This is a genomic window from Listeria grandensis, assembly GCF_014322885.1.
Lineage (GTDB): Bacteria > Bacillota > Bacilli > Lactobacillales > Listeriaceae > Listeria_A > Listeria_A grandensis.
Window position 1 is genome coordinate 369,532 of the sequence record NZ_JAASUG010000002.1, and the last position, 21,196, is coordinate 390,727.

Annotated in this window: 19 protein-coding genes, 1 other RNA gene and 1 riboswitch; of the genes, 4 read left to right on the plus strand and 16 right to left on the minus strand. The window is 42.7% G+C overall.

The genetic code is table 11. The annotated features are described in order from the left end of the window. Positions 1-78 precede the first annotated feature (78 nt). Both HCJ54_RS04350 and mntR read right to left on the minus strand, forming a co-directional pair. Positions 79-1,758 (minus strand): formate--tetrahydrofolate ligase, encoded by a 1,680-nt coding sequence (locus HCJ54_RS04350; RefSeq protein ID WP_185408922.1) that lies wholly within the window; start codon positions 1,756-1,758, stop codon positions 79-81. A 164-nt stretch (positions 1,759-1,922) separates the two neighbouring features. Then, a complete protein-coding gene (gene mntR / locus HCJ54_RS04355) occupies positions 1,923-2,351 on the minus strand; it encodes a transcriptional regulator MntR (RefSeq protein WP_036064465.1) in 429 nt (142 codons plus the stop codon). Positions 2,352-2,612: 261 nt separating this feature from the next. Here mntR and cspD point away from each other — a divergent pair, with 261 nt between their 5' ends. After that, positions 2,613-2,813: a cold-shock protein CspD gene (gene cspD / locus HCJ54_RS04360; RefSeq protein ID WP_185408923.1), complete on the plus strand. Its 201-nt coding sequence runs from the start codon at positions 2,613-2,615 to the stop codon at positions 2,811-2,813. Between the two features lie 6 nt (positions 2,814-2,819). Further along, positions 2,820-3,218, plus strand: coding sequence for a ribonuclease HI family protein (locus tag HCJ54_RS04365; protein ID WP_187136757.1), 399 nt, complete (start codon positions 2,820-2,822; stop codon positions 3,216-3,218). 24 nt (positions 3,219-3,242) lie between these two features. On the opposite strand, the gene HCJ54_RS04370 is transcribed toward HCJ54_RS04365, so the two are convergent. The 10 genes from HCJ54_RS04370 to HCJ54_RS04415 form a co-directional block, all read right to left on the minus strand. Continuing rightward, positions 3,243-5,768, minus strand: coding sequence for an MSCRAMM family protein (locus tag HCJ54_RS04370; protein WP_187136758.1), 2,526 nt, complete (start codon positions 5,766-5,768; stop codon positions 3,243-3,245). 295 nt (positions 5,769-6,063) lie between these two features. Further along, the gene (locus HCJ54_RS04375) at positions 6,064-6,942 is read right to left on the minus strand and encodes a 5'-3' exonuclease (protein ID WP_187136759.1); all 879 of its coding nucleotides are present in this window, start codon (positions 6,940-6,942) and stop codon (positions 6,064-6,066) included. A gap of 72 nt (positions 6,943-7,014) precedes the next feature. Further along, on the minus strand, positions 7,015-8,319 hold the full coding sequence (locus tag HCJ54_RS04380; protein WP_187136760.1) for a nucleobase:cation symporter-2 family protein: 1,305 nt from the start codon (positions 8,317-8,319) through the stop codon (positions 7,015-7,017). A 5-nt stretch (positions 8,320-8,324) separates the two neighbouring features. Beyond that, positions 8,325-8,903: a xanthine phosphoribosyltransferase gene (locus tag HCJ54_RS04385; protein WP_187136761.1), complete on the minus strand. Its 579-nt coding sequence runs from the start codon at positions 8,901-8,903 to the stop codon at positions 8,325-8,327. Between the two features lie 112 nt (positions 8,904-9,015). Continuing rightward, positions 9,016-9,118, minus strand: a riboswitch (purine riboswitch). 96 nt (positions 9,119-9,214) lie between these two features. Then, positions 9,215-10,735 (minus strand): carboxypeptidase M32, encoded by a 1,521-nt coding sequence (locus HCJ54_RS04390; RefSeq protein ID WP_187136762.1) that lies wholly within the window; start codon positions 10,733-10,735, stop codon positions 9,215-9,217. Between the two features lie 18 nt (positions 10,736-10,753). Further along, complete coding sequence (locus HCJ54_RS04395; protein ID WP_185408930.1) at positions 10,754-11,893, minus strand: THUMP domain-containing class I SAM-dependent RNA methyltransferase; 1,140 nt, start codon at positions 11,891-11,893, stop codon at positions 10,754-10,756. A gap of 167 nt (positions 11,894-12,060) precedes the next feature. Then, positions 12,061-12,445, minus strand: an RNA gene (gene rnpB, locus HCJ54_RS04400) — RNase P RNA component class B. Between the two features lie 178 nt (positions 12,446-12,623). After that, a complete protein-coding gene (gene gpsB / locus HCJ54_RS04405; protein ID WP_036064446.1) occupies positions 12,624-12,956 on the minus strand; it encodes a cell division regulator GpsB in 333 nt (110 codons plus the stop codon). 118 nt (positions 12,957-13,074) lie between these two features. After that, positions 13,075-13,623 carry an SLOG family protein gene (locus tag HCJ54_RS04410; RefSeq protein WP_036064443.1) on the minus strand — a complete coding sequence of 183 codons (549 nt, stop codon included), beginning with the start codon at positions 13,621-13,623 and terminating at the stop codon, positions 13,075-13,077. Next, entirely contained in the window at positions 13,620-13,970 is a 351-nt protein-coding gene (locus tag HCJ54_RS04415; protein WP_185408932.1) for a YppE family protein, read from the minus strand. The genes HCJ54_RS04410 and HCJ54_RS04415 overlap by 4 nt, the downstream gene beginning before the upstream one ends. A gap of 320 nt (positions 13,971-14,290) precedes the next feature. Here HCJ54_RS04415 and recU point away from each other — a divergent pair, with 320 nt between their 5' ends. Together recU and HCJ54_RS04425 are read left to right on the plus strand one after the other, a co-directional pair. Continuing rightward, complete coding sequence (gene recU / locus HCJ54_RS04420) at positions 14,291-14,893, plus strand: Holliday junction resolvase RecU (RefSeq protein ID WP_187136763.1); 603 nt, start codon at positions 14,291-14,293, stop codon at positions 14,891-14,893. A 37-nt stretch (positions 14,894-14,930) separates the two neighbouring features. Next, positions 14,931-17,510, plus strand: coding sequence for a transglycosylase domain-containing protein (locus HCJ54_RS04425; protein WP_187136764.1), 2,580 nt, complete (start codon positions 14,931-14,933; stop codon positions 17,508-17,510). 220 nt (positions 17,511-17,730) lie between these two features. On the opposite strand, the gene HCJ54_RS04430 is transcribed toward HCJ54_RS04425, so the two are convergent. The 4 genes from HCJ54_RS04430 to asnS all read right to left on the minus strand — a co-directional run bounded on the left by HCJ54_RS04430 (position 17,731) and on the right by asnS (position 21,189). Next, positions 17,731-18,222 carry a YpoC family protein gene (locus HCJ54_RS04430; RefSeq protein WP_036064439.1) on the minus strand — a complete coding sequence of 164 codons (492 nt, stop codon included), beginning with the start codon at positions 18,220-18,222 and terminating at the stop codon, positions 17,731-17,733. After that, positions 18,215-18,874, minus strand: coding sequence for an endonuclease III (gene nth / locus HCJ54_RS04435; RefSeq protein ID WP_185408936.1), 660 nt, complete (start codon positions 18,872-18,874; stop codon positions 18,215-18,217). The genes HCJ54_RS04430 and nth overlap by 8 nt, the downstream gene beginning before the upstream one ends. A gap of 4 nt (positions 18,875-18,878) precedes the next feature. Further along, the gene (locus HCJ54_RS04440) at positions 18,879-19,604 is read right to left on the minus strand and encodes a DnaD domain-containing protein (RefSeq protein WP_187136765.1); all 726 of its coding nucleotides are present in this window, start codon (positions 19,602-19,604) and stop codon (positions 18,879-18,881) included. 292 nt (positions 19,605-19,896) lie between these two features. Continuing rightward, a complete protein-coding gene (asnS, locus tag HCJ54_RS04445; RefSeq protein WP_185525511.1) occupies positions 19,897-21,189 on the minus strand; it encodes an asparagine--tRNA ligase in 1,293 nt (430 codons plus the stop codon). Between the last annotated feature and the right edge of the window lie 7 nt (positions 21,190-21,196).

A 21,196-nucleotide genomic window follows, 5' to 3' on the forward strand; every position in this document is an offset into this window, starting at 1 on the left:
AGGAAGCAATCAAAGAATTTACCTCAAAAAAAAGAGACTGAGAAATCCAGATTCAGATCTCCCAGCCTATGATACATTTTAGAATAATCCCATCGCATTTCCTTTTTCATCGACATCCATGTTGAGCGCCGCTGGTTTCTTCGGAAGTCCTGGCATTGTCATCACGTCCCCCGTCAAAGCAACGACAAATCCTGCACCAAGTTTTGGTATAAACTCGCGAATGTGAATCACGAAATCCGTTGGTCGTCCAAGCATCGTTGGATCATCCGTTAACGAGTATTGCGTCTTCGCCATGCAAATCGGATAGCGATCCCAACCATATTTTTTGAACTCAACGATTTGTTTCTGTGCTTTACTCGACAGTTCTATACCACTTCCGCCATAAACTTTAGTCACAATCGCTTCTAATTTTTCTTCCATCGAATCCGCGTCGTCATACATACGCTTATAGTTCGCTTGCCCGCTTTCTACAGCCGCGATAACTTTATCAGCAAGCTCAGCGCCACCAGCTCCACCTTTTTCCCAAACTTCCGTCAAAGAGAATGGGATATTATATTCTTTACATAGCGCTTCTAATTGCGCCACTTCAGCATCGGTATCCGTGATAAATTTATTAATCGCAATCACATAAGGAAGTCCGAATTGGGTTACCGTATCCACGTGCTTTTGCAAGTTAGCAAAGCCTTTAATTAGCGCCTTCACATTTTCAGCACCAAGTTCGGTTTTTGCCACGCCACCATGCATTTTCAGCGCCCGAATCGTTGCGACAATTACCACACAATCTGGTGCTTTATCAAGCGCTGGAACCTTAATATCGAGGAATTTCTCCGCGCCAAGGTCAGCACCAAATCCGGCCTCGGTCACGACATAATCCGCTAACTTCAAAGCCGTTTTGGTTGCCGAAATACTGTTACAACCATGCGCAATATTCGCAAAAGGTCCACCATGCACAATCGCCGGTGTATGTTCCAGCGTCTGCACAAGATTTGGTTTTAGCGCTTCTTTCAGTAACAATGTCAAGGCACCTTCATAGCCCATCTCACCAACCGTCACCGGCTCCCGATCATAGTTATAGCCAATCACGATTTCACTCAAGCGATGCTTCAAATCTTTCAAGTCACTCGCTAAACAAATAATCGCCATAATCTCGGACGCTACCGTAATATCAAAACCATCCTCACGCGGCACACCTTGAACCGGTCCACCGAGACCAACAATGACCTTACGAAGTGCCCGATCATTCAAATCAACCACGCGTTTCCAAACAATACGACGTTGGTCAATACGCAACTCATTGCCCTGTTGCATATGATTATCGATAAACGCAGACAAAGCATTATTTGCCGCCGTTATCGCATGAAAATCACCTGTAAAATGTAAATTTATATCTTCCATCGGGATAACCTGGGCATAACCACCACCAGTTGCCCCGCCTTTAATCCCCATTGTTGGCCCAAGCGATGGTTCACGAAGCGCGATCATCGTTTTTTTGCGTTTAGCAAGCGCATCTCCAAGCCCTACCGTTACGGTTGATTTTCCTTCACCCGCAGGCGTTGGGTTAATCGCGGTAACCAAAACCAATTTACCATCTTCTTTGTTCACGAGTGAATGGATCGTGTCGTAGCTCAGCTTCGCCTTGTACTTGCCGAACAACTCCAACTCCTCCACACTTAATCCAATTTTTTCTGCTACCTCTGTGATTGGTTTGATTTCCGCTACTGATGCGATCTCAATGTCAGATTTAACTTTGTTTGCCATTTCCATTCCCCTTTCAAATATGTAACATTATAAAAAACTCCTGCAAATGTAACGGCTTTCTTTTTGTTGCACCGGAAAAAACCCGGTTTCGTACTACCTGAGAGCCTTCTACAAAATTGCGCGTAAAAGCCGTCAGCACCGACAGGAAATCTTTTCACAAAAAATTATTCTTCTGGGTACCGCGTCACATGCTGCATTCCTTGAAGCTTGGCAAGTGCGTCTGGATTCTCTTCAAAAAACTGGACAACATCGCCAATCCGATCAATTGAGTTCCAGCTTAAATGATGCTCAATTCCTTCCACATCTTCATAAATGCGCGTTTCTTCCACACCAATAATACCAAGAAAGCTCTCCAGCAACGCATGCCGTTCTAACAAGCGTTTCCCAATCGTCTTTCCCTTTGGTGTTAAAATTAAACCGCGATATTTCTCATAGACCAGATATTCATCCTTATCTAGCTTCTGAACCATTTTTGTAACAGAAGACGGATGCACTAAAAGCTCCTCCGCAATATCTGATACTCGAGCATAACCTTTATTTTCAATCAATGAATAGATTTTCTCGATATAGTCTTCCATGCTTGGTGTTGGCATTTGTATTTTCCTCCAACCTTGATTTCTTTCACCTTTTCATTCTAACATATCCCGCCAAAATTAGCCTCTGATATGGGTTGTAATTTTGAAAAAAACGGAATATCATGTAACCGCTTTAAAGATTAACTTGACGCAGTAGACGCTTCGGGTTTATTATAAATGTATCGTATTCGCTTACCTTACATAGCAATATGACAAAAAAGGCTACACTCGTGTTTCCAAGCTAGCGATTCAGCCGAGACCCTAGGAGGATTTACATTCATGCAAAACGGAAAAGTAAAATGGTTCAACAATGAAAAAGGCTATGGTTTTCTAGAAAGAGAAGACGGCGATGACATTTTTATTCATTTCACTGCCATTCAAGGCGATGGATACAAATCTCTCGATGAAGGGCAATCTGTCACATTCGAAATCGTAGAAGGAAACCGCGGCCCACAAGCCACAAACGTCGAAAAAGTGTAAACCGCTATGGAAATTTATGTAGATGGTGCAAGTGCTGGTGACCCAGGTTTAAGTGGCGCGGGTATTGTGATTATCGCAGAAGGCATCTATGAGCAAATCAGTATTCCGCTTGGCACTATGAGCAATCACGAAGCTGAATTTATCGCGATTGAAAAAGCCTTAACAATCGCGCTCTCTTATTCTCCTACTTTTATTCGTTTGTATTCCGACTCCAAGATTGCCATCGATTCCATCGAAAAAAAACACGCTAAAAACCCATTATTCAAACCTCATCTTGATGCAATACTCGCCTTAACAGCCTCACTCGAGTTATTTTTTATCCAGTGGCTTCCAAGCGCCTCCAATAAAAAAGCAGATGACCTGGCGCGACAAGCCATACAAAAACAAAGATCAGCTCGTAGCTAGATGCCTACAGCTGATCTTTGTTTGTCATCTTTTTCTGCGCAATACTGCGAAACATAATACCAGACCAGATAGTACCATTATTATAGCTTCCCTGCTTGAATCACCAGTACTTGGCAATTTGATTTGTGATACAGGATTCTCTGGTGATACTCTTTGCCCTCCATTTTCTACAACGGATGGTTTCTCATGCTTCGGTGTTCCCGAATCCGTTTTCTTTGGTGGGGTTACCTGATTGGCCGGTGGAGTTGGTGGAGTTCCGCCTTCTGAAGGTGGGTCTACGACTGGTGGATCTACAACCGGTGGAGTTATAATTGGTTGTGGTATTTTTTGATTCATTTTCTCTACCATCACCACAGTCGCGTCTCCAAATTCAATGGTAAAGGAAACCGGAATGCCATCCAATTGATAACCTTCTGGTGCTAGCGTCTCCACCAATTGATAATCCCCAGGAAGCAATCCCGCTACCTCTATTTTCCCAGTTTCATCTGTCACTAATTTTGTTTGTAAGATCGTTCCATCCGATTTTTGTAATGTAAATTCAGCTCCTTGTAGCGCATGTAATGTCTGGGCATCTCGCTTTGTCAGCACGACAGCGCCTGTCATCGCTTTATTCGTTACCACTAAAGAGATATCCCGATTAGAAGGCGCTTCTGTAATGGTAATTTCCTGCGTTACATCACTTCGAACGTAGCCTTTCGGTGCCTCCGATTCTAGTAATGTGTACGTGCCTGGAAGTAAATCTGTAAACGTCGCGATACCATTAGCATTCGTTACTCCCGAAAGCACAGTAGCCGTCCCAGCCTTCGCCGTTACTGTAAATGTCGCGCCTTCCAATTTCGCACCGGTTTGTTCATCTACTTTCTGAATCGTCAACGAGCCACGAGCTATTTTTTCATTTTTAGCTAGTAATGATAAGGTTTGTGTGGCATTCTCCGTGACCGTAAAAGAAATCGGTGTGCTATCAAGCTTGTAGCCCGTTGGCGCTTGTGTTTCCACCAATTGATAATTACCTGGCGCTAAACCGTGAAGTGCTAACGTTCCAGATGCGTTCGTTTTCCCAGAATATAATATATTCCCAGCCTCATTCAAAAGATCAAAGCGTGCATCGCTCAGTTTCTGTGCGGTATTATCTTTATCCACTTTTGTCAGCACGACTTCTCCACTAATTTTCTTTGTTGAAACCGTGTTAGAATCATAATATTCCCCATGTAAATCAATCGATGATGTGTTTTGCACGGTGTCCCCAGCTGAAAGTCGCGTTGGATCTACGTTAAAAATAACGGTCCTGCCTTCACCAATCTGTATATCCTTTTTCACCGTAAAGGTAAGCATATTTCCATCCGCCTGAATAGCAAACGTTCCATCCGCCGAATCCACGATATCCTTATACGTCAATCGTTCATCAAGGCGATCCACAAAGGTTTGTCCAGCCTTAATCGTCCCCGTAATCGCATTTAAAGTCAGTGAATACTGCAAATTTTTGTCATTCACAGTAATTACTTTTTTATCCACTGCTTTTTTCAAGACTTTGTTAAAATTGCCGTCCCCATCAATGCGTAAGTTGATACTATCCGATTTGGTTGCCTCCGTGCTCGTTAGCGTTGCTGTATTGGTATACAAATCATAAACATGCGCCACTTCCACCTTATACTCGATAACAAGCATTTCATCCTTTGCAATGTGGTCAAAGCTTGCTGTTAGTTTCTGTGTAGCCTCATCGAAGTGAATGTTCCCAGCATATTTAGAAGTAACATACGTACGATTTCCGTCCATATCGTAACTGATTACTCGAATTCCTTTCACCGTCGACGTGTCCGTTGCAACAACGCCGGTAGTCAGCGTCGGATCAGGGTCCACCACCAGGCCATCTGGCATTTGATCCGTAATCACGACTTGATTTAATTCCACACCTTTATAAATATTTAGCGCCAACTGAAACACATTGTATTGCGATTCCGTCGGGTTTAACAAACCTAAACCATCTTGATCCACACTTGAATGCCACCATTTTTCAAAAAGAGCAGGGTTTCCTGCTGTTTGTGGCTCTATTTCTAACGTCTGTACTGACTCTTGCCCCACATACGTTGCCTTAAACGTTTGCTCCTTTGCAATCGTCGTGTTCGCTCGCATTAACGGTGCTTGGAATGAAAGTGAAAAAGAGGCAGACCAAGCTTGCCCAACATTAAAACTAGCATCTGGCTTGACATATAACAGTATTTGATCTGGTTTTGACGTTCTATCTACATGGTCTATCGAAAATGCATCACTATTTAAATTTGTTAAATTTCCCGTGGAATAAATCTCTTTAGGAATACTAACCTCGATAAGTCCATTTGAGTCTACAATTGCATCCGCTGAAGCATCTAGCGTCACTTTCATCGTCACTTTTCCTGAACTAACAATCGGATTATCATGTACCTGCAGAGCAATAGAAAATTTCCCTTTCTTTACTGCTTCCTCTGATCCTGACGTATTTGCTTTGGCAACCGTTCCAACCAAAACACCCACAAAAATAAGTGTTACTAGCAACATATACATATATTTTTTCATTGCGCATCTCCTTTTTTAAGTCACATATATTATTTAGAAAGAAAATTTGGATTACCATCTTATTTAGGTATAATCCATCCCTTCCGACGCTTTTACTCACCGCTCCCCCTTTATGTATTGTCCGTTTCGCTATTCAGTCTATCATAGGGGCACCTGTTTTCCTAGTCCGTTTTTTTACATCTAGCAACAAAAATAATCGAATATCTATTACGTCAGGAAATATAACACAAATTCGGTTAACCAAAACCACAAAAAAAGCCGTGCTACGTCTTTGCACGACTCTCTTGCTCACTATTTATAAAAGAATATCTCGGCGTAATGTTTTCAAACCATAACGCTCGACAACATCTATCGCATCTTCATTTATGCCTTGATACACACAGGCACCAATATCAAATTCTAGCGGTACACTTGTATGAATCTCTGCCAATTGTCTAGATAAACGCAACATTTCCAGATCCTCTTTAAGCTTCGTTTGCTGACCAGGTTTTAACTGGTCGATATGAGCCAAAATACCATCAATCGTTTCAAATTCCTGAATTAATTTAAGTGCCGTCTTCTCACCAATACCACGAACACCTGGATAGCCATCGCTCGTGTCACCCATCAGCGCCTTCACATCGATAAATTGAGTTGGTGTAATGCCCCATTCTTCTGCAAAAACAAGCTCATTATACTGCTTATAATTGCCATATCCTTTTTGCAAAATCCATACATCATTTGTTGGCGCTACGAGTTGTAGCAAGTCTTTATCTCCACTTAATACCGTAGTACTGATCCCGGTATTGGCCATTTGCACCGTGACCGTCCCGATACAATCGTCCGCTTCAAAGCCTGGAACACCCACATTCACAAAACCAAAGGATGCCGCGACTTCTTTCGCCAAATCAAATTGTGGTCGCATCTCTTCTGGCGGTGCTTTCCGGTCCGCTTTGTAGCCATTATAGAGCTCATTACGGAACGTTTTTGAGCCCATATCCCAGCAAATAAGGGTATGCGTTGGGTTGTTTTGCTCGATCGCTGCAAACAAATGCTTCATAAATCCTTGCACGCCATTTGTTGGCACGCCATGCTGATTCACCATGAACTGCTTCGAAACAGCCGTTGCAAAAAAGGCACGAAATAGCAAGGCCATGCCATCCACGACTAGTAAATTTTCTTTTTGATTCGTCATCTTTGTTCCCCCTAGATCTCTATGGAATTCCTAACCTACATTGTACCATAGAAATCCGCGACAAACGACTGCTTACAGTTCCATCGTTGCTTGCTCCGTCGCCTCTTTTTCCTTGCGATGCGGTATCATATTGAAAATGATATTTAAGACAATCGCCGTTACGCTTCCTGCCACAATCCCATTGCTCGTAAACAGCTGCACGAAGTCTGGTAATGCTTTAAAAAGATCTGGAACGACCGTCACACCTAATCCAACACCGACTGAACACGCGATAATCAACAAGTTTTCCTGGGAAGTAAAGTTAACCTTCCCTAACATTTTAATGCCTTGCGCAACAACCATGCCAAACATCGCCACCATCGCTCCACCAAGCACCGGCGTTGGAATGATCGTCGCCACCGCACCGACTTTTGGTAATAATCCTAGCACGATTAAAATACCTGCCGTCACGTAGATTACTTTTCGCGTCTTAATACCTGAAAGTTGCACTAAGCCAACATTTTGTGAATACGCTGTATACGGAAATGTATTGAAAATTCCGCCTAAAATAATAGCCAGGCCTTCTGCGCGATATCCCTTTGTCAAATCTGATTTTTCTAGTTTTCGCTTCGTAATATCTGAAAGCGCAAAATAAACGCCCGTCGACTCCACCATGCTTACCAGAGCAATCAAAATCATCGTCAAAATGGCCGCCCAGTTAAATGTCGGCATCCCAAAGTAAAACGGTGTCGGCATATGAAACACCGGAGCTTCCGTCACAGGCTGCAACGAAATCCCACGATACACCGCAGCAAAAATCGAACCAGCAATAAGTCCAATCAAAACCGCGATCGCTTTACTAAAGCCGCGACCAAAACGATACACTAAAATAATGACAAACAGTGTTCCGAAACCAAGCCCTAGATTGTAAAGCGAGCCAAAATCAGCAGCGCCTTGTCCGCCAGCTACATTATTGATGGCAACTGGAATCAGCGTCAATCCAATAATCATCACCACCGAACCTGTCACAACAGGCGGAAAAAACCTTACAACCATCGAGAAAAATGGAGCGATCAAAACAACAAATAATCCCGACACGATAATCGAACCATAAATCGCACCAATCCCGTACTGTTCTCCAATCAAAATAATTGGCGCAATCGCCTGCACCGCGCATCCTAATACAACCGGCAAACCTATGCCAAAAAAGCGATTCATCGTCAGTTGTAAAAGCGTGGCGATACCACACATAAATATATCAATCGACACTAAATAGGTCATTTGTTCTGAATTAAAACCAAGCGCACCACCGATCAAAAGCGGTACGATTACAGCCCCTGCATACATCGCTAACACATGTTGGAAACCAAGCGCCGCAATTCTCCCTTTTCCTAGCATTCTAATCACGACTCCTCTACAAAACGAATTTGTTCCTTTTCAAGAGACGCAATCCGCGCCAATGAATAAATTGGATACCCTGTTTTCTCAAGCAACGAACGACCTTGCTGGAATGACTTCTCGATCACGATACCAATACCAATCACTTCCACCTCCGCTTGTTCTGCTACTTCCAGTAAACCGAGAACAGCCTGCCCATTCGCTAAAAAATCATCAATTAACAAGATTTTGTCCTCTTTCATGAGGAAATTTTTCGATACGGAAATATCATTTGTTTCTTTTTTTGTGAAGGAATAGACGCTACTCGTGTATAGATTATCCGTTAACGTCAATGATTTTTTCTTCCTTGCAAAAACGACCGGGACACCGAGTTCAAGCCCCGCAAAAACGGCTGGAGCAATGCCTGAGGACTCAATCGTTACAATTTTTGTAATGCCTAGATTTTGAAAACGGTCCGCAAACGCTTTTCCAATGGCCTGCATTAAAACCGGATCAATTTGATGATTCAAAAAAGAATCCACTTTCAGGACATTTCCCGGTAAAACCGTCCCTCGTGTTTTGATTTGTTCTTCCAATAATTTCACAGTTTGTGACCCCTCTCTTGATTTAACAATGTGGAAACGAAAAAACGCCCACCACTCATACTATGATGAGAAGTAGACGTAAACAAGGCGGCAAGAAGCGCCACCTTTTCTTTTAAACGTTACTCTCACTCATAGTCCAATTATTTACGGTAATTGGGTAGAAACTTGCTGTCCATATTACAGCCGATTATATAAGTGAATTTCTGCAATGTATAGAATAATTGCTACATCGTTCTATACAGCTCTTGTTATTCCATCATTATAGCTTTCTGCTAATCAATGGTCAACCTTATTTTCGAATGAAAACGCCATCATGACTCATTTAATTTATAAATGAAGTCATAACGATCATTTAACAACTGGATCAGGTAATCTGGATTCAAACCTTCCCCTGTCGTATCTCGCAATATAGCTAGCGGTTTTTTGAGCATACCATACTGATGCACGTTCTCCGTCAGCCACGCACGAATGACCGAATAATCATCGCTCGCCAAAATCTCCGAAACGTTCGGAACCTCTTTAGAAAGCGTCGCAAAAAGCTGAGCGGCATACATGTATCCTAACGCGTAAGAAGGGAAGTAGCCGAAATCCCCACCAGACCAATGGACATCTTGTAAAATACCATCCGCGTCGCTTTCTGGACGAACACCTAAATACTCTTCATATTTATCATTCCAAGCATCGCGCAACGCATCCACACCGATTTCACCATTCATAATCGCCTTTTCAAGTTCATAACGAATCATGATATGCAGTGGGTACGTCAACGTATCCGCCTCAATCCGGACGAGCGAGCTTTCCGAAATATTCACCGCACGATAAAATTCCGCTACAGAAACATCATCAAAAGCAGGCGCCGTAATCTCTTGGAAGTCCTTATAATTACTCTGCCAAAATTCGAAACTCGAGCCGAGAATAATTTCATAAAATAACGACTGTGACTCATGAATTCCCATCGAAGCCCCGTTTGCAAGTGGTGTTCCTGCTAATTTCGGACTAATATTCTGTTCATAAATGGCATGACCGCCTTCATGAATAATACCGAACACCGCCATTTTAAAATTCGCTTCGTCGTATCGCGTCGTAATCCGCACATCCCCAATATTTAAGCCCGTTGCAAACGGATGTATCGTGTCATCTAAACGTCCAGCATCAAAGTCAAAGCCCATTTTCTTCAAGATTCGCAAGCTAAATGCTTTTTGCTGTTCCTTTGAGACTTTTTTATGCAGTAGCGTTGCATCCGGCTGATAACTCGCCGCTTCCACTCTTTTACGTAACGCAATAATCGCCTCACGCAGTTTCGCAAAAACTTCATCTAGCACAGCAACCGTTATGCCCGGCTCATATTGATCTAGCAACGTATCATAAGGATTATCCTGATACCCCCAATATTCGACAAACTTGCGCTTACTCGCGATAATCTTCTCTAAATATGGTTTGAATAGCTCATAATCATTGTTGGCACGAGCTGTCGCCCAAGTTGTTTCTGCCTGCGCCACTAGTTTTGTATACGCCTCGTATTCCTTCGCTGGAATTTTCTTATTTAAGTCATACTCTTTTTTGCACTCCTCCAAAGAGCGACGCGTGACATCCGATAAATTTTCCTTTTGTACCCATAGCCCAGCGATAAAAGCCGCCATTTCCTCAGAAACCTTCATTTTGAAGATTTCACCACTAAGTGTACCAATCACTTCCGAGCGTCCTTCCGCCCCTTTTTCCGGTGCGCCTGTTCGCAGGTCCCAATAAACTAAGCTAAGCGCCTCTTCAAACGCACTAATTTTCTTCACATAATCCAAAAATTCTTGTTCTAGCTCTTGTAAACTCTCCGACATCCTGATTCCCCGCTTTCCTTAATCTCTGCGTGGCGGTCTTGGTCCCCAGTATTGGTACAAATCCGTCCGCAAATAACCGTTATATAGTTTGCGTTTCTTCGTCGCTCGTTTTGCATACACTTCCTCAAACATTTCATAACTCGTCAACACGTATACAGACCAAGTCGGCATATTCCGATACACCGCACGCATTTCGCGATATAACTCTCGCACCGATTCCTCATCTTCCAAGCGCTCACCATAAGGCGGATTCGCAACAATGACACCGTACTCTTTTTCCGTTGTAAAATCAGCCACTTGCATTTGCTTGAACTCGATCACATCTTCCAGTCCTGCCTCAAACGCATTCTGCTCCGAAATCTCAATCATCCGATGGTCAATATCCGTCCCGACAATATCGAGTGGTTGGTCATCATTGGCTTCACTTTCCGCCTCCGCACGTGCCTGTTTCCAAATATCCGCAGACATCCAGTCCCACGTTTCACACACGAAATCACGACGGAGTCCCGGCGCTATATTCCGACCAATCCAAGCTGCCTCAATCGGAATCGTTCCCGAACCACATACCGGATCATAAAACGGTCGATCCGGGTGCCAACTTGTAAGTAGGACTAAAGCCGCCGCCATTGTTTCCTTCAGCGGAGCCCCACCTTGACCCACACGATAACCGCGCTTATGTAATCCAGCCCCACTCGTATCAAGCGTTATCGTCACTTCATCTTTCAAAATAGACACTTCAAGCTTAAAAAGTGCTCCCGATTCCATAAGTCGTCCCTGTCTGCGGTACTTTTCGCTCAGTCGACTGACAATCGCTTTTTTCGTGATCGCCTGACAATTTGGCACACTAAACAACGTCGATTTGACAGACTTCCCAGCAACTGGGAAATTCGCATCTAGTGGCAATAAATCCTCCCAAGGTAGCGCTTTTGTTTGTTCAAATAAATCATCAAATGTAGTCGCTGTAAAACGCCCCACCACAATTTTCACACGATCCGCCACACGAAGCCAAAGATTAGCCCTCGCAATCGCCATCTCGTCTCCTTTAAAATACACTTTTCCATTGTCCACTTCGCACTCATAACCAAGGCGTCGCACTTCTTTTGCCACAATCGCCTCAAGTCCAGCCGCAGCTGTTGCTACTAACTCAAATTCCCTCATAATCGCCATCCTCACCTTACTTAATATCTAAAAAAAGAGCCATTCCAAAAGACACACGTCCTAGTCACACATAGTGCACTAGCTATGGCATCTCTTAATATAAGAAATTCGCCATACGTCCGACTTTGAAACAGCCCTCACTTTTTTAATTCATCCTGATAATAGCGTTTTGTAAGCCATGTTCTGTACTTCTGTGATTACAGGATCACACAAAAGTGGTAATTATCTATCTGCACGTAGCGTTTAAACTACATACCTCGTCCCTCGTTGTTATTCCTCGGGAAAAGTGCCCCTACCAATATTTGGGTTTCTCGCTCGTGGGGTTTACCTCGTTCCACTTCCACCATTTCTGATGAAACTTCGTCACTGTGGCACTTTCAAGGTTCGAACACCATATCCGAAGACTTAGGTGCGTCACCTGCCGTCAAACCGGATAAACCGGAGTGCCCTGGCTTATTGTTTGGCCAGGCACGATCACTACGGGCATTTCAGCGCCGTGCGAGCATGGACTTTCCTCTGTTTTCATAGGGAAAACAGCAATTACCCAAACGCTATCAAGCTCCCAGCGTGCCAACCAACATTCATTGCCGTCGTTCGCTCAAACAGTGCCATAGGATTTAAGCATCCGTCGGCATGCTAGCGACTCGTCGAGAAATTGGCGAAAATGATTTTTTCTGGTGCGCTGGAATTTCATTATCGTTCTTGATGAACCTCAACTATTCTACCATGTTTACTGGTTACCGTCCAGCTTATTTCCGAAAACGTGTTTTTCAAGATTGCTCAGACGTTTTAAAATGTCGAAATTTGTTGTTCCTGCAGGTTGTGCTGCTTGCTGGAATGTTGGTGCTACAACGGCTTTTGGTGCATCTTCTAATTCGGCACGCAAGCGCAAGTTCTCTTGTTGTAATGCCTCAATTTCTTGGGAAAAAGTACTATAATCATTAATTACTTTATCTAGAAATTCATCGACGTCTTCTGGATTATAGCCACGTAGTCCAGTTTTAAATTCTTTTTCTAAAATCTCTTTACCAGTCAAATTATATTCAAATTGTTCAGAAGCCATTTAACTTCACCTCTATATCTAGTTTCGTCTATCCTAACTTTTCCGTTACATACCTCCATTTTTTCAAAGTTCTCGTCATTTGTCAATTTATAATCCCTCATTCGTCCAAAAAAGTACATCAAAAATCAGCATGCAAGGAATCGACAACCTCTTGTAACTCATAGAAATCAACCAAAAAAATCGGATAATCCCCATTTTCAGCATAGTGCTTTGCCTTTTCATAAAAGAACTTTGGCGCACCTTCTCGCTCCGTATCATACACCAATAACGCCCCATCCGTATGATCCATCACAAACTGATCCTTCAATTGAAACTGTCTCGGGTTCTCATATTCCCGCTTCGTGACAGCAGCCACATAATCCGCTGCACCTACGATTTCATTATACCACAGCTGATTCCCCTCATTCCAATTACTCTCCTGATTCAAAAACGGTGTTAAAACGGCTAATTTCAAAGCGTAGTCCTCTTTTTTGAGATCCATAACCACTTCTCCCGCCCAAAGCTCTACACCCATTTGACCCGAAATAATAACCCACTCCAACCCATCGTCCATTAACCCAACAAGGCGCCGTTTAATTGCTTCTTTAATAAACCCAGCTTCCGGCGCATCTCGCTTAAAAATACCTAACTCAAAATTTTTGTAGCCAGAAACAAATAGCGATTTCATGGCGCCTTCTCCAGCACTCGTTTTAAAGTATAATCTACGGACTGATAGTGATCATTAAAATGCTTGTAGAACGATTTCCCGTTGAACGCACTGACCGCAATCATCTGGATATTATCTGCTACTTGCTGTAGTTGCGATTCACCCAGATAGGTTGGCCGCGCAGTCCTCACCCACGGAATAACAAGCGAAAGCCACAAATCACATGTCTCTTTCACCCCATCGACAAACGGCTTCATATCTTTATAAAAGTCAAACGTCTGCTGTTCCGCCTGATTGGCCAAGTAAAGTTCCCAAATAGCCTCATTATGTCGCAACATTACCAACGTCACATCCTGTATTTCACTCATAAAAAACCAATTCCTTCTATATAAAAGTATAGACTCAGCATACCATATTTCATGGGAATAACCTACTTTTCGCATTAAAATGGTATTATAAACGACGGAGAAATAGCAAAGACGAAAAAAAAATTGATTTTTTTACGAATCGTTCAATTGGATGCGAAGGTACGTTCTATCTTGGTTTTCGTCCTCCTTCGCTCTCCTGATAAAAGGAGCCTAGGCAGATTTCCCCTATCATTTTCATTTTTATTTGTTATAATAGATGTTAGTCCAAAATTAAGAATGGCTAGTTCTGCCGTTCTATCGATTAAAGAGGTGAAGAATAGATGGCCATACGATATCCGAACGGAAAAAAGTATCAGCCGAATAACCTTTTAACCTCCACCACACAAAAAAAGACGGTTTCCTATGGAAAACGCGGTATGTCTCTTGAGCAAGACCTCAATGATACGAACGCGTACTACCTAACCCACGAGCTTGCCGTTATCCACAAGAAGCCCACCCCTGTACAAATTGTTGGTGTCGATTATCCAAAAAGAAGTAGCGCCAAAATAAAAGAAGCCTATTTCAAAACGCCATCTACCACGGACTATAATGGTGTTTATCAAGGAAAGTATATTGACTTTGAAGCAAAGGAGACTAAAAATACTAGCTCGTTTCCTCTTAGTAACTTTCATCAACATCAGCTAACACATATGGAAGGCGTCTTAAAACAAAACGGTATCGTTTTTGTTATTATCGCTTTTCAAACACTTGGTGAGGTCTACTTCATCCGTTTCGAACATTTTCAACCCTTTTGGCAACGAATGATCGATGGCGGGAGAAAATCAGTGACACTCCAAGAATTAAGGCAAGTATCAGACCTGATTCCTTATGGTCTAAATCCGAGATTAGACTATTTAAACATCATTAGGAAATATTATTTTTAAGCTAGTCTAACTCAACATTAAAGGAGAGAAATTTTCTATGGCAGATAAACCGCAGACAAGATCTCAGTACCGCAATAGCCAAGCAAAACAACCTGAGACGCAAAAATCAACTGGGAAAGGCCGTCGTATCACTGGCAATGTTGTTAAAGTGGTATTTTTCACAGCGCTATTCCTTGCATTTGCAGGCATTGCTAGTGGCGCAACCGCTTTTTATTCGTATGCAAAAGAAGCGCCCAAACTGACAGATTCCAAATTGCGTGACCCCCTTTCATCTAAGATTCTAGATAAAAACGGGGACGTTTATGCAGAAATCGGTACAGAACGCCGGGAATATATTGAGTATAAAGATATCCCAAAACAGCTAGAAAATGCTGTACTATCAACGGAGGACTCCCGCTTTTATGAGCATAATGGGATGGATCCTATCCGACTTGCAAGTGCCGCAGTTGGTAATATCACTGGTGGCTTTGGTTCACAAGGAGCAAGTACACTAACACAGCAAATCATCAAAATGTCCTACCTTGATTACACGAACAAGACGCTAGATCGTAAAGCACAAGAAGCATGGATGGCCGTTCAACTGGAACAAAAATATAGCAAGCATGAACTACTTGAAATCTACATTAACAAAGTATATTTATCCGATGGCATCCATGGTATGGAGACCGCCGCTGAACATTATTATGGCAAAAAACTAAAAGACTTGAATTTAGCACAAACAGCTTTAATCGCTGGTATGCCTCAAAGTCCTAACCGTTTTAATCCATTTGAAAATCCAGATTTAGCAAAAAAACGTCGTGACATCGTGCTGACTCTGATGTATAACAATGACAAAATTTCTAAATCAGAGATGGAAGCCGCACAATCTGTTGCTATTGCAGATGGTTTAGTAGATGAAGCTACTCGCAAGCAAAAAACATACGCGTACGATACGTATGTCGATCAAGTTATTAATGAAATTGGTGACAAATACAACCCATTTTCAGACGGACTAACCATTTATACTGCGCTTGATCCAAGTGCACAGAAATACACAGAAAAAATGTTGAACTCAGATGACGTGATTAACTATCCAGATAAGAAATTCCAAGCTGGAGTTGTTGTCATGGATACAGAAACAGGGCGTATTCAAGCGCTTGGTGGCGGCCGTGAAACAGGTGATAAGAAAATTTCTCGTGGTCTAAACCGCGCAACAGATATTAAACGCCAACCTGGTTCTACGATGAAACCAATTTTAGGATATGCCCCAGCCATCGAATATTTAGATTGGTCTACCGCGCATATTTTAGATGACGCCCCGTATCAATATTCAAGTGGTCAAGAACTGCGAAACTACGATTCTAGCTACTTAGGTGAGATTTCAATGCGCCAGGCTCTTTATAAATCCCGAAACGTCCCAGCCGTGAAAGCTTCCAAAGAAGTTGGCTACGATCGTGCTCGTGATTTTGCGAATAATCTTGGTTTGAACTATAAAGAAGTATACGAATCAACCGTTATTGGTAGTGGTGAAGCTTCGCCTGTTCAAATGGCTGGTGCTTTTGCAGCTTTTGGTAATGGTGGTGTCTATAACAAGCCTCATACAATCACGAAAATCGTCCTTTCCGATGGCGAAACAGAAATCAACATGGAGCCAGAATCTGTTGTAGCCATGAAGGCATCGACGGCCTACATGATTAGTGACATGCTAAAAGATGTCTTGACCCAAGGAACTGGTACACGTGCAAATATCCCTGGTTGGAACATTGCTGGTAAAACTGGTACTACAAACTACGACGAAAATGTACGTATCAAGAATGGTATTCCAAGCGATGGTACCCCAGATTCATGGTTTGTTGGTTACTCTCCTCGCTATACCGTTTCCATTTGGACAGGGTATGATGAGCCAAATAAATACTATCTATCACCAAGCGAGACACGCATCGCGGCTTACATGTTTAAAGCAACGATGGAGCATCTTGTCTCTGGTGAGAAAAATCCAGACTTCAAGAAACCTAGCAATGTAAATGAGATTCCAATTCTAATTGGATCAAATCCAATTACACGTGCCCCATCCGGCTCTAGCGGTAGCAATGTTTCCTACGAATTGTTCTTAGATGGCACAATTCCAACGAAATCATCCGCTGCTGAGAAGAAAAAAGATACAACTGAAGATAAGACGGATGCGGAAAAAGCAGCAGAAGAGGCTGCAAAGAAAGCCGCTGAAGAAAAAGCGAAAAAAGATAAAGAGCAAACTGACAAAGCGAAGCAAGAAGAAGCTACCAGAAAAGCTGCAGAACAACAGGCGGAACAAACAGCATTACAAGCTCCTGTTGGGTTAACAGGTTCCTATAATGGAACGAATCAAACAATCTCTGCAAGTTGGGCTTCAAACGGTCCGGGTGTCACCTACGACGTCAGCGTAAATGGGCAGACTCAGAACTATGGAGTCACTTCGATTACCGTGAGGGGCGGCTCACCCGGCTCAAGTGTGGTGATTATGGTCGTACCAGTGAAAGATGGAAAACGCGGCTCGCCAGCAACGACCACCATTATCATTCCACCTGATCAGGATCAGCAGACCCCATCAAACGGCGGAACAAATGATGGGACGCAAAATGATACAACACCAACTCAATAGATGACAAAAATAAGCAGGAACCTTTGTATAAAGCCATTTAATAAAGTGGCGTACACAAGATTCCTGCTTATTTTCCATTTTTGAGACCCTTTTGTCCCGGCCTTTTAGTTTTTTGTCTTGAAACATATAAAAAAACGCATTTGTCGACACGCGGCGATTTGGAGGAACGGACAGAGTTTTGCATGAAATACAGTTTTCTACAGTCCGCTTCATATATTCACTACAGGCCTTTTAAAACCAATTTCCGCTGTTCCTGTACAAGTTCATTTAACTGTTTAAAAGCAGGATAACCGTCCGGTCGCTTCATAATAAAAGCTAGGCGCTCCTGCAAGTTCATCGGCACAAGATCCAGTGTCTCAATATAAGCATCCAATCGGTCTAACTGTACAGGGCGTCTATTACTCCAAAACAACATAGATAGATAAATCCCTATCCCATCACAAATAATCGCCATATCCGGCGTCTCACGCAGCTTAAACGCAGCGTCTAGCTCTTGCGCAATATTCTTCCACTGCTTGGCTAACCGTCGGCAAGCTTGCTCTGGATCCGTATGCCACGGCATTTCCCCACGCCCACGCGTATAAAATAGCTGTTCTTGCCAAAATGGTAAACCCGATACAAAAATCGACGCAGCGTCCACTTCTTCTACGGCAACATGTGGCGTCCTAAATAAAGGGTGTTCTAATTCTTTCGCATACTGAAAATCAACCATCAAAACCTCTCGCTTTCGCTTGTTTTTTACCTTCTCGGCAAAGGTATAATAAAGGACAAGTAGAACATTCTGGTTTTTTTGCTTTGCAATGATACCTACCAAAAAAGATCATATCATGATGGGCATCCGACCACATCTCTTTTGGTAGTTTGCGCATCAGCGTATTTTCGACTTCTGTCACAGAATCTTTCCAACGGCAGATCCCAAGTCGTTTAGAGACACGCTCTACATGCGTATCGACGGCGATAGCAGGCACGCCAAACCCAACGGAGAGCACAACATTCGCTGTTTTTCGCCCCACACCTGGTAAACTCTCTAACTCTGCATGCGTTTCTGGTACTCTGCCACCGAACTCATCACGAATCTTACGGGACAGCGCTTGAATATTCTTCGCCTTGTTGCGATATAAACCAATCGAGCGGATATCATTTTCTAGTTCTTCTAACTGCACTTGAATGTAATCTTCTGGTTCCTGATATTTTTCAAAAAGTGAAGCAGTCACACGGTTTACTAAAACATCGGTACATTGTGCGGAAAGAACAACGGCAACAAGTAATTCAAATGTATTCTTATGCACGAGTTCACAGTGGGCGGCTGGAAACATTTCTGCCATTTTCTCGATGCACATCACGGTTTCTTTATTTGTTAACATGTCTTCACCCTTTTCTCTTATCTAGCCAATCATAGAGCGGAATCGAGTTTTCGCTCTTTTTCACGCGCGTTGTATTACTTTTATCCGTGGTATTCGTTGCCACCTGCTCATGAAAAGCCGTGGATGCAACGCGGGCTTGTTCTGGTGTTTTAATATTTTTACGATTCCAGTTTAACAAAATGCGGTCCATATAACGGAAGCTCAATTTTTGGGAAATGACAGCTTCTTTGAGCGCTTCACGAATCAATTCCGGGCTATTATGATCTTGATCTACCCAAGCAGAGAGCATTTCTGCTTCCATCGGTGAGAGCGGACGCCCAAATTCTTGCTCAAATTGCGAATACAAGCTCATCTGCTCCGTTTCCCGCGACTGCATTTTCTTTTCTTCATGCAGGTTTTCGAAAAAGATCATCAGTTTTTCCCAAAGCGGATCAAGCGTATAGCTTTCTGTGAAAACCTGCTCCCCTTCCTTTTGCTGTTTAATTCTTAGAAACTGTTTGTTGACAAGCGCTTGTATAATTCGAAAAGCCTGTTCTGTGCTAAGTGTCGTACGCCCAGCAATCTCTTCCATCGATGGAAAATAGATTCCTTTCTCAAGAAATGATTGAAGCTGTAAAACGACAACAAATTCTTGTTCGTCCATTCCAATTTTAGCGTAGTTCTCAACCAGCACTTGTGGTAGCGTAACATTTCCGGCAGCTAACCATTTTTGCATTATTTTATTATCCATCACGAAACACCTCATTAGAAATTATACCATGAAAAATGAATGAATCGCGATGAAAAAACTTTTTTGGGAGATTTTTAGTGATTTTAGCGCTGTAAGATGAGATTTAACGCAAAAAGAACCCGAGTAATCGCTTTTTCGTGTAAAAGAAAATAGCGGTTACTCGGGTTTGTTTTGTGGCACGTATTTGCCGGATGATAGAGCTTAACAGGAAGCAATATGATAAGTCTGCATCCTACTTCAGCGCCTCCGGATCTAGCTTTTCAGAGCCAGACAAGCCGTTTCCGCCTTAGCATCATGGGTATAATCTGTTCAGTAATCTTGGGAATGGGATGGTTTCACGGACATGTTCGGTTCCTGAAATCCAAGCAACCGTACGTTCCAGTCCTAAGCCAAATCCTGAGTGTGGCACGGATCCGTAACGTGCTAAATCTAGGTACCAACTATAGGCTTCCAAATCTAAACCAAAGTCTTTCATACGTGCTTCCAGTACAGACAGTTCATGAATACGCTCTGATCCACCGATAATTTCACCATATCCTTCTGGAGCAATCAAATCAGCACACAATACCACTTCACTGTTATCCGGATCTTCCGGCATGTAGAAAGGCTTAATTGCTTTTGGATAGTGCGTAATAAATACCGGTTTTTCAAAGTTGTCAGCAATAGCTGTTTCATGAGGAGCTCCGAAATCGTCTCCCCATTCAATATCTTCGAATCCTAATTTTTTGAGCAAGGTGATTGCTTCTGTATACGTGATTCTTGGGAACGGCGCTACCATTTTCTCAAGATGAGACACGTCACGACCTAAGCGATCTAATTCTAAGCGACAGTTCTTCAGTACCGCAGATACTAAAAATGCCACGTAGTTTTCTTGTACTTTCAAACTATCTTCTAGTTTATAAAAGGCCATTTCTGGTTCGATCATCCAAAACTCAATCAAATGACGACGTGTTTTAGATTTCTCTGCCCGGAAAGTTGGACCGAATGAGAAAACTTTTCCAAAAGCCATCGCTGCTGCTTCCATATACAACTGGCCACTTTGTGATAAAAAGGCATCCTCTTCAAAATATTTCGTATGGAATAATTCTGTTGTACCTTCTGGAGCACTACCAGTCAGGATGGGTGGGTCAATTTTTAAGAAGCCTTCTTGGTTGAAAAACTCATAAGTTGCGCGGATAATTTCATTACGAATCTTCATAATCGCGTGCTGCCGATTAGAGCGCAGCCATAGGTGACGATGATCCATCAAAAACTCTGTACCGTGCTCTTTTGGTGTAATCGGGTAATCTACAGATTCACTGATAACTTCAACACCCGTTACCGCCATCTCATAGCCAAACGGAGAGCGTGTGTCCTCACGAATAATCCCTGTAACGTACAGACTTGTTTCTTGAGACACGCTTTTCGCGGTTTGGAAAAGTTCTTCGCCGACTTCTTCTTTCACGACCACACCTTGCATAAAACCAGTACCATCGCGTAATTGTAAGAAAGCAATTTTACCACTGGAACGTTTATTGCTCAGCCAACCGCCAATCTTTACTTCTTTATCCACATAATTTGCTGCTTGATTAATCGTAATTTGCATGTTTACA

What these genes read in the sequence shown, in the direction of transcription:
- nth (WP_185408936.1), bottom strand. Translation starts at nt 18,874, where the DNA reads ATGTTAACAAATAAAGAAACCGTGATGTGCATCGAGAAAATGGCAGAA.
- HCJ54_RS04350 (WP_185408922.1), bottom strand. Translation starts at nt 1,758, where the DNA reads ATGGCAAACAAAGTTAAATCTGACATTGAGATCGCATCAGTAGCGGAA.
- HCJ54_RS04430 (WP_036064439.1), bottom strand. Translation starts at nt 18,222, where the DNA reads ATGGTTGATTTTCAGTATGCGAAAGAATTAGAACACCCTTTATTTAGG.
- HCJ54_RS04380 (WP_187136760.1), bottom strand. Translation starts at nt 8,319, where the DNA reads ATGCTAGGAAAAGGGAGAATTGCGGCGCTTGGTTTCCAACATGTGTTA.
- recU (WP_187136763.1), top strand. Translation starts at nt 14,291, where the DNA reads ATGGCCATACGATATCCGAACGGAAAAAAGTATCAGCCGAATAACCTT.
- HCJ54_RS04425 (WP_187136764.1), top strand. Translation starts at nt 14,931, where the DNA reads ATGGCAGATAAACCGCAGACAAGATCTCAGTACCGCAATAGCCAAGCA.
- asnS (WP_185525511.1), bottom strand. Translation starts at nt 21,189, where the DNA reads ATGCAAATTACGATTAATCAAGCAGCAAATTATGTGGATAAAGAAGTA.
- cspD (WP_185408923.1), top strand. Translation starts at nt 2,613, where the DNA reads ATGCAAAACGGAAAAGTAAAATGGTTCAACAATGAAAAAGGCTATGGT.
- HCJ54_RS04390 (WP_187136762.1), bottom strand. Translation starts at nt 10,735, where the DNA reads ATGTCGGAGAGTTTACAAGAGCTAGAACAAGAATTTTTGGATTATGTG.
- HCJ54_RS04370 (WP_187136758.1), bottom strand. Translation starts at nt 5,768, where the DNA reads ATGAAAAAATATATGTATATGTTGCTAGTAACACTTATTTTTGTGGGT.
- HCJ54_RS04395 (WP_185408930.1), bottom strand. Translation starts at nt 11,893, where the DNA reads ATGAGGGAATTTGAGTTAGTAGCAACAGCTGCGGCTGGACTTGAGGCG.
- mntR (WP_036064465.1), bottom strand. Translation starts at nt 2,351, where the DNA reads ATGCCAACACCAAGCATGGAAGACTATATCGAGAAAATCTATTCATTG.
- gpsB (WP_036064446.1), bottom strand. Translation starts at nt 12,956, where the DNA reads ATGGCTTCTGAACAATTTGAATATAATTTGACTGGTAAAGAGATTTTA.
- HCJ54_RS04375 (WP_187136759.1), bottom strand. Translation starts at nt 6,942, where the DNA reads ATGACGAATCAAAAAGAAAATTTACTAGTCGTGGATGGCATGGCCTTG.
- HCJ54_RS04410 (WP_036064443.1), bottom strand. Translation starts at nt 13,623, where the DNA reads ATGAAATCGCTATTTGTTTCTGGCTACAAAAATTTTGAGTTAGGTATT.
- HCJ54_RS04365 (WP_187136757.1), top strand. Translation starts at nt 2,820, where the DNA reads ATGGAAATTTATGTAGATGGTGCAAGTGCTGGTGACCCAGGTTTAAGT.
- HCJ54_RS04415 (WP_185408932.1), bottom strand. Translation starts at nt 13,970, where the DNA reads ATGAGTGAAATACAGGATGTGACGTTGGTAATGTTGCGACATAATGAG.
- HCJ54_RS04440 (WP_187136765.1), bottom strand. Translation starts at nt 19,604, where the DNA reads ATGGATAATAAAATAATGCAAAAATGGTTAGCTGCCGGAAATGTTACG.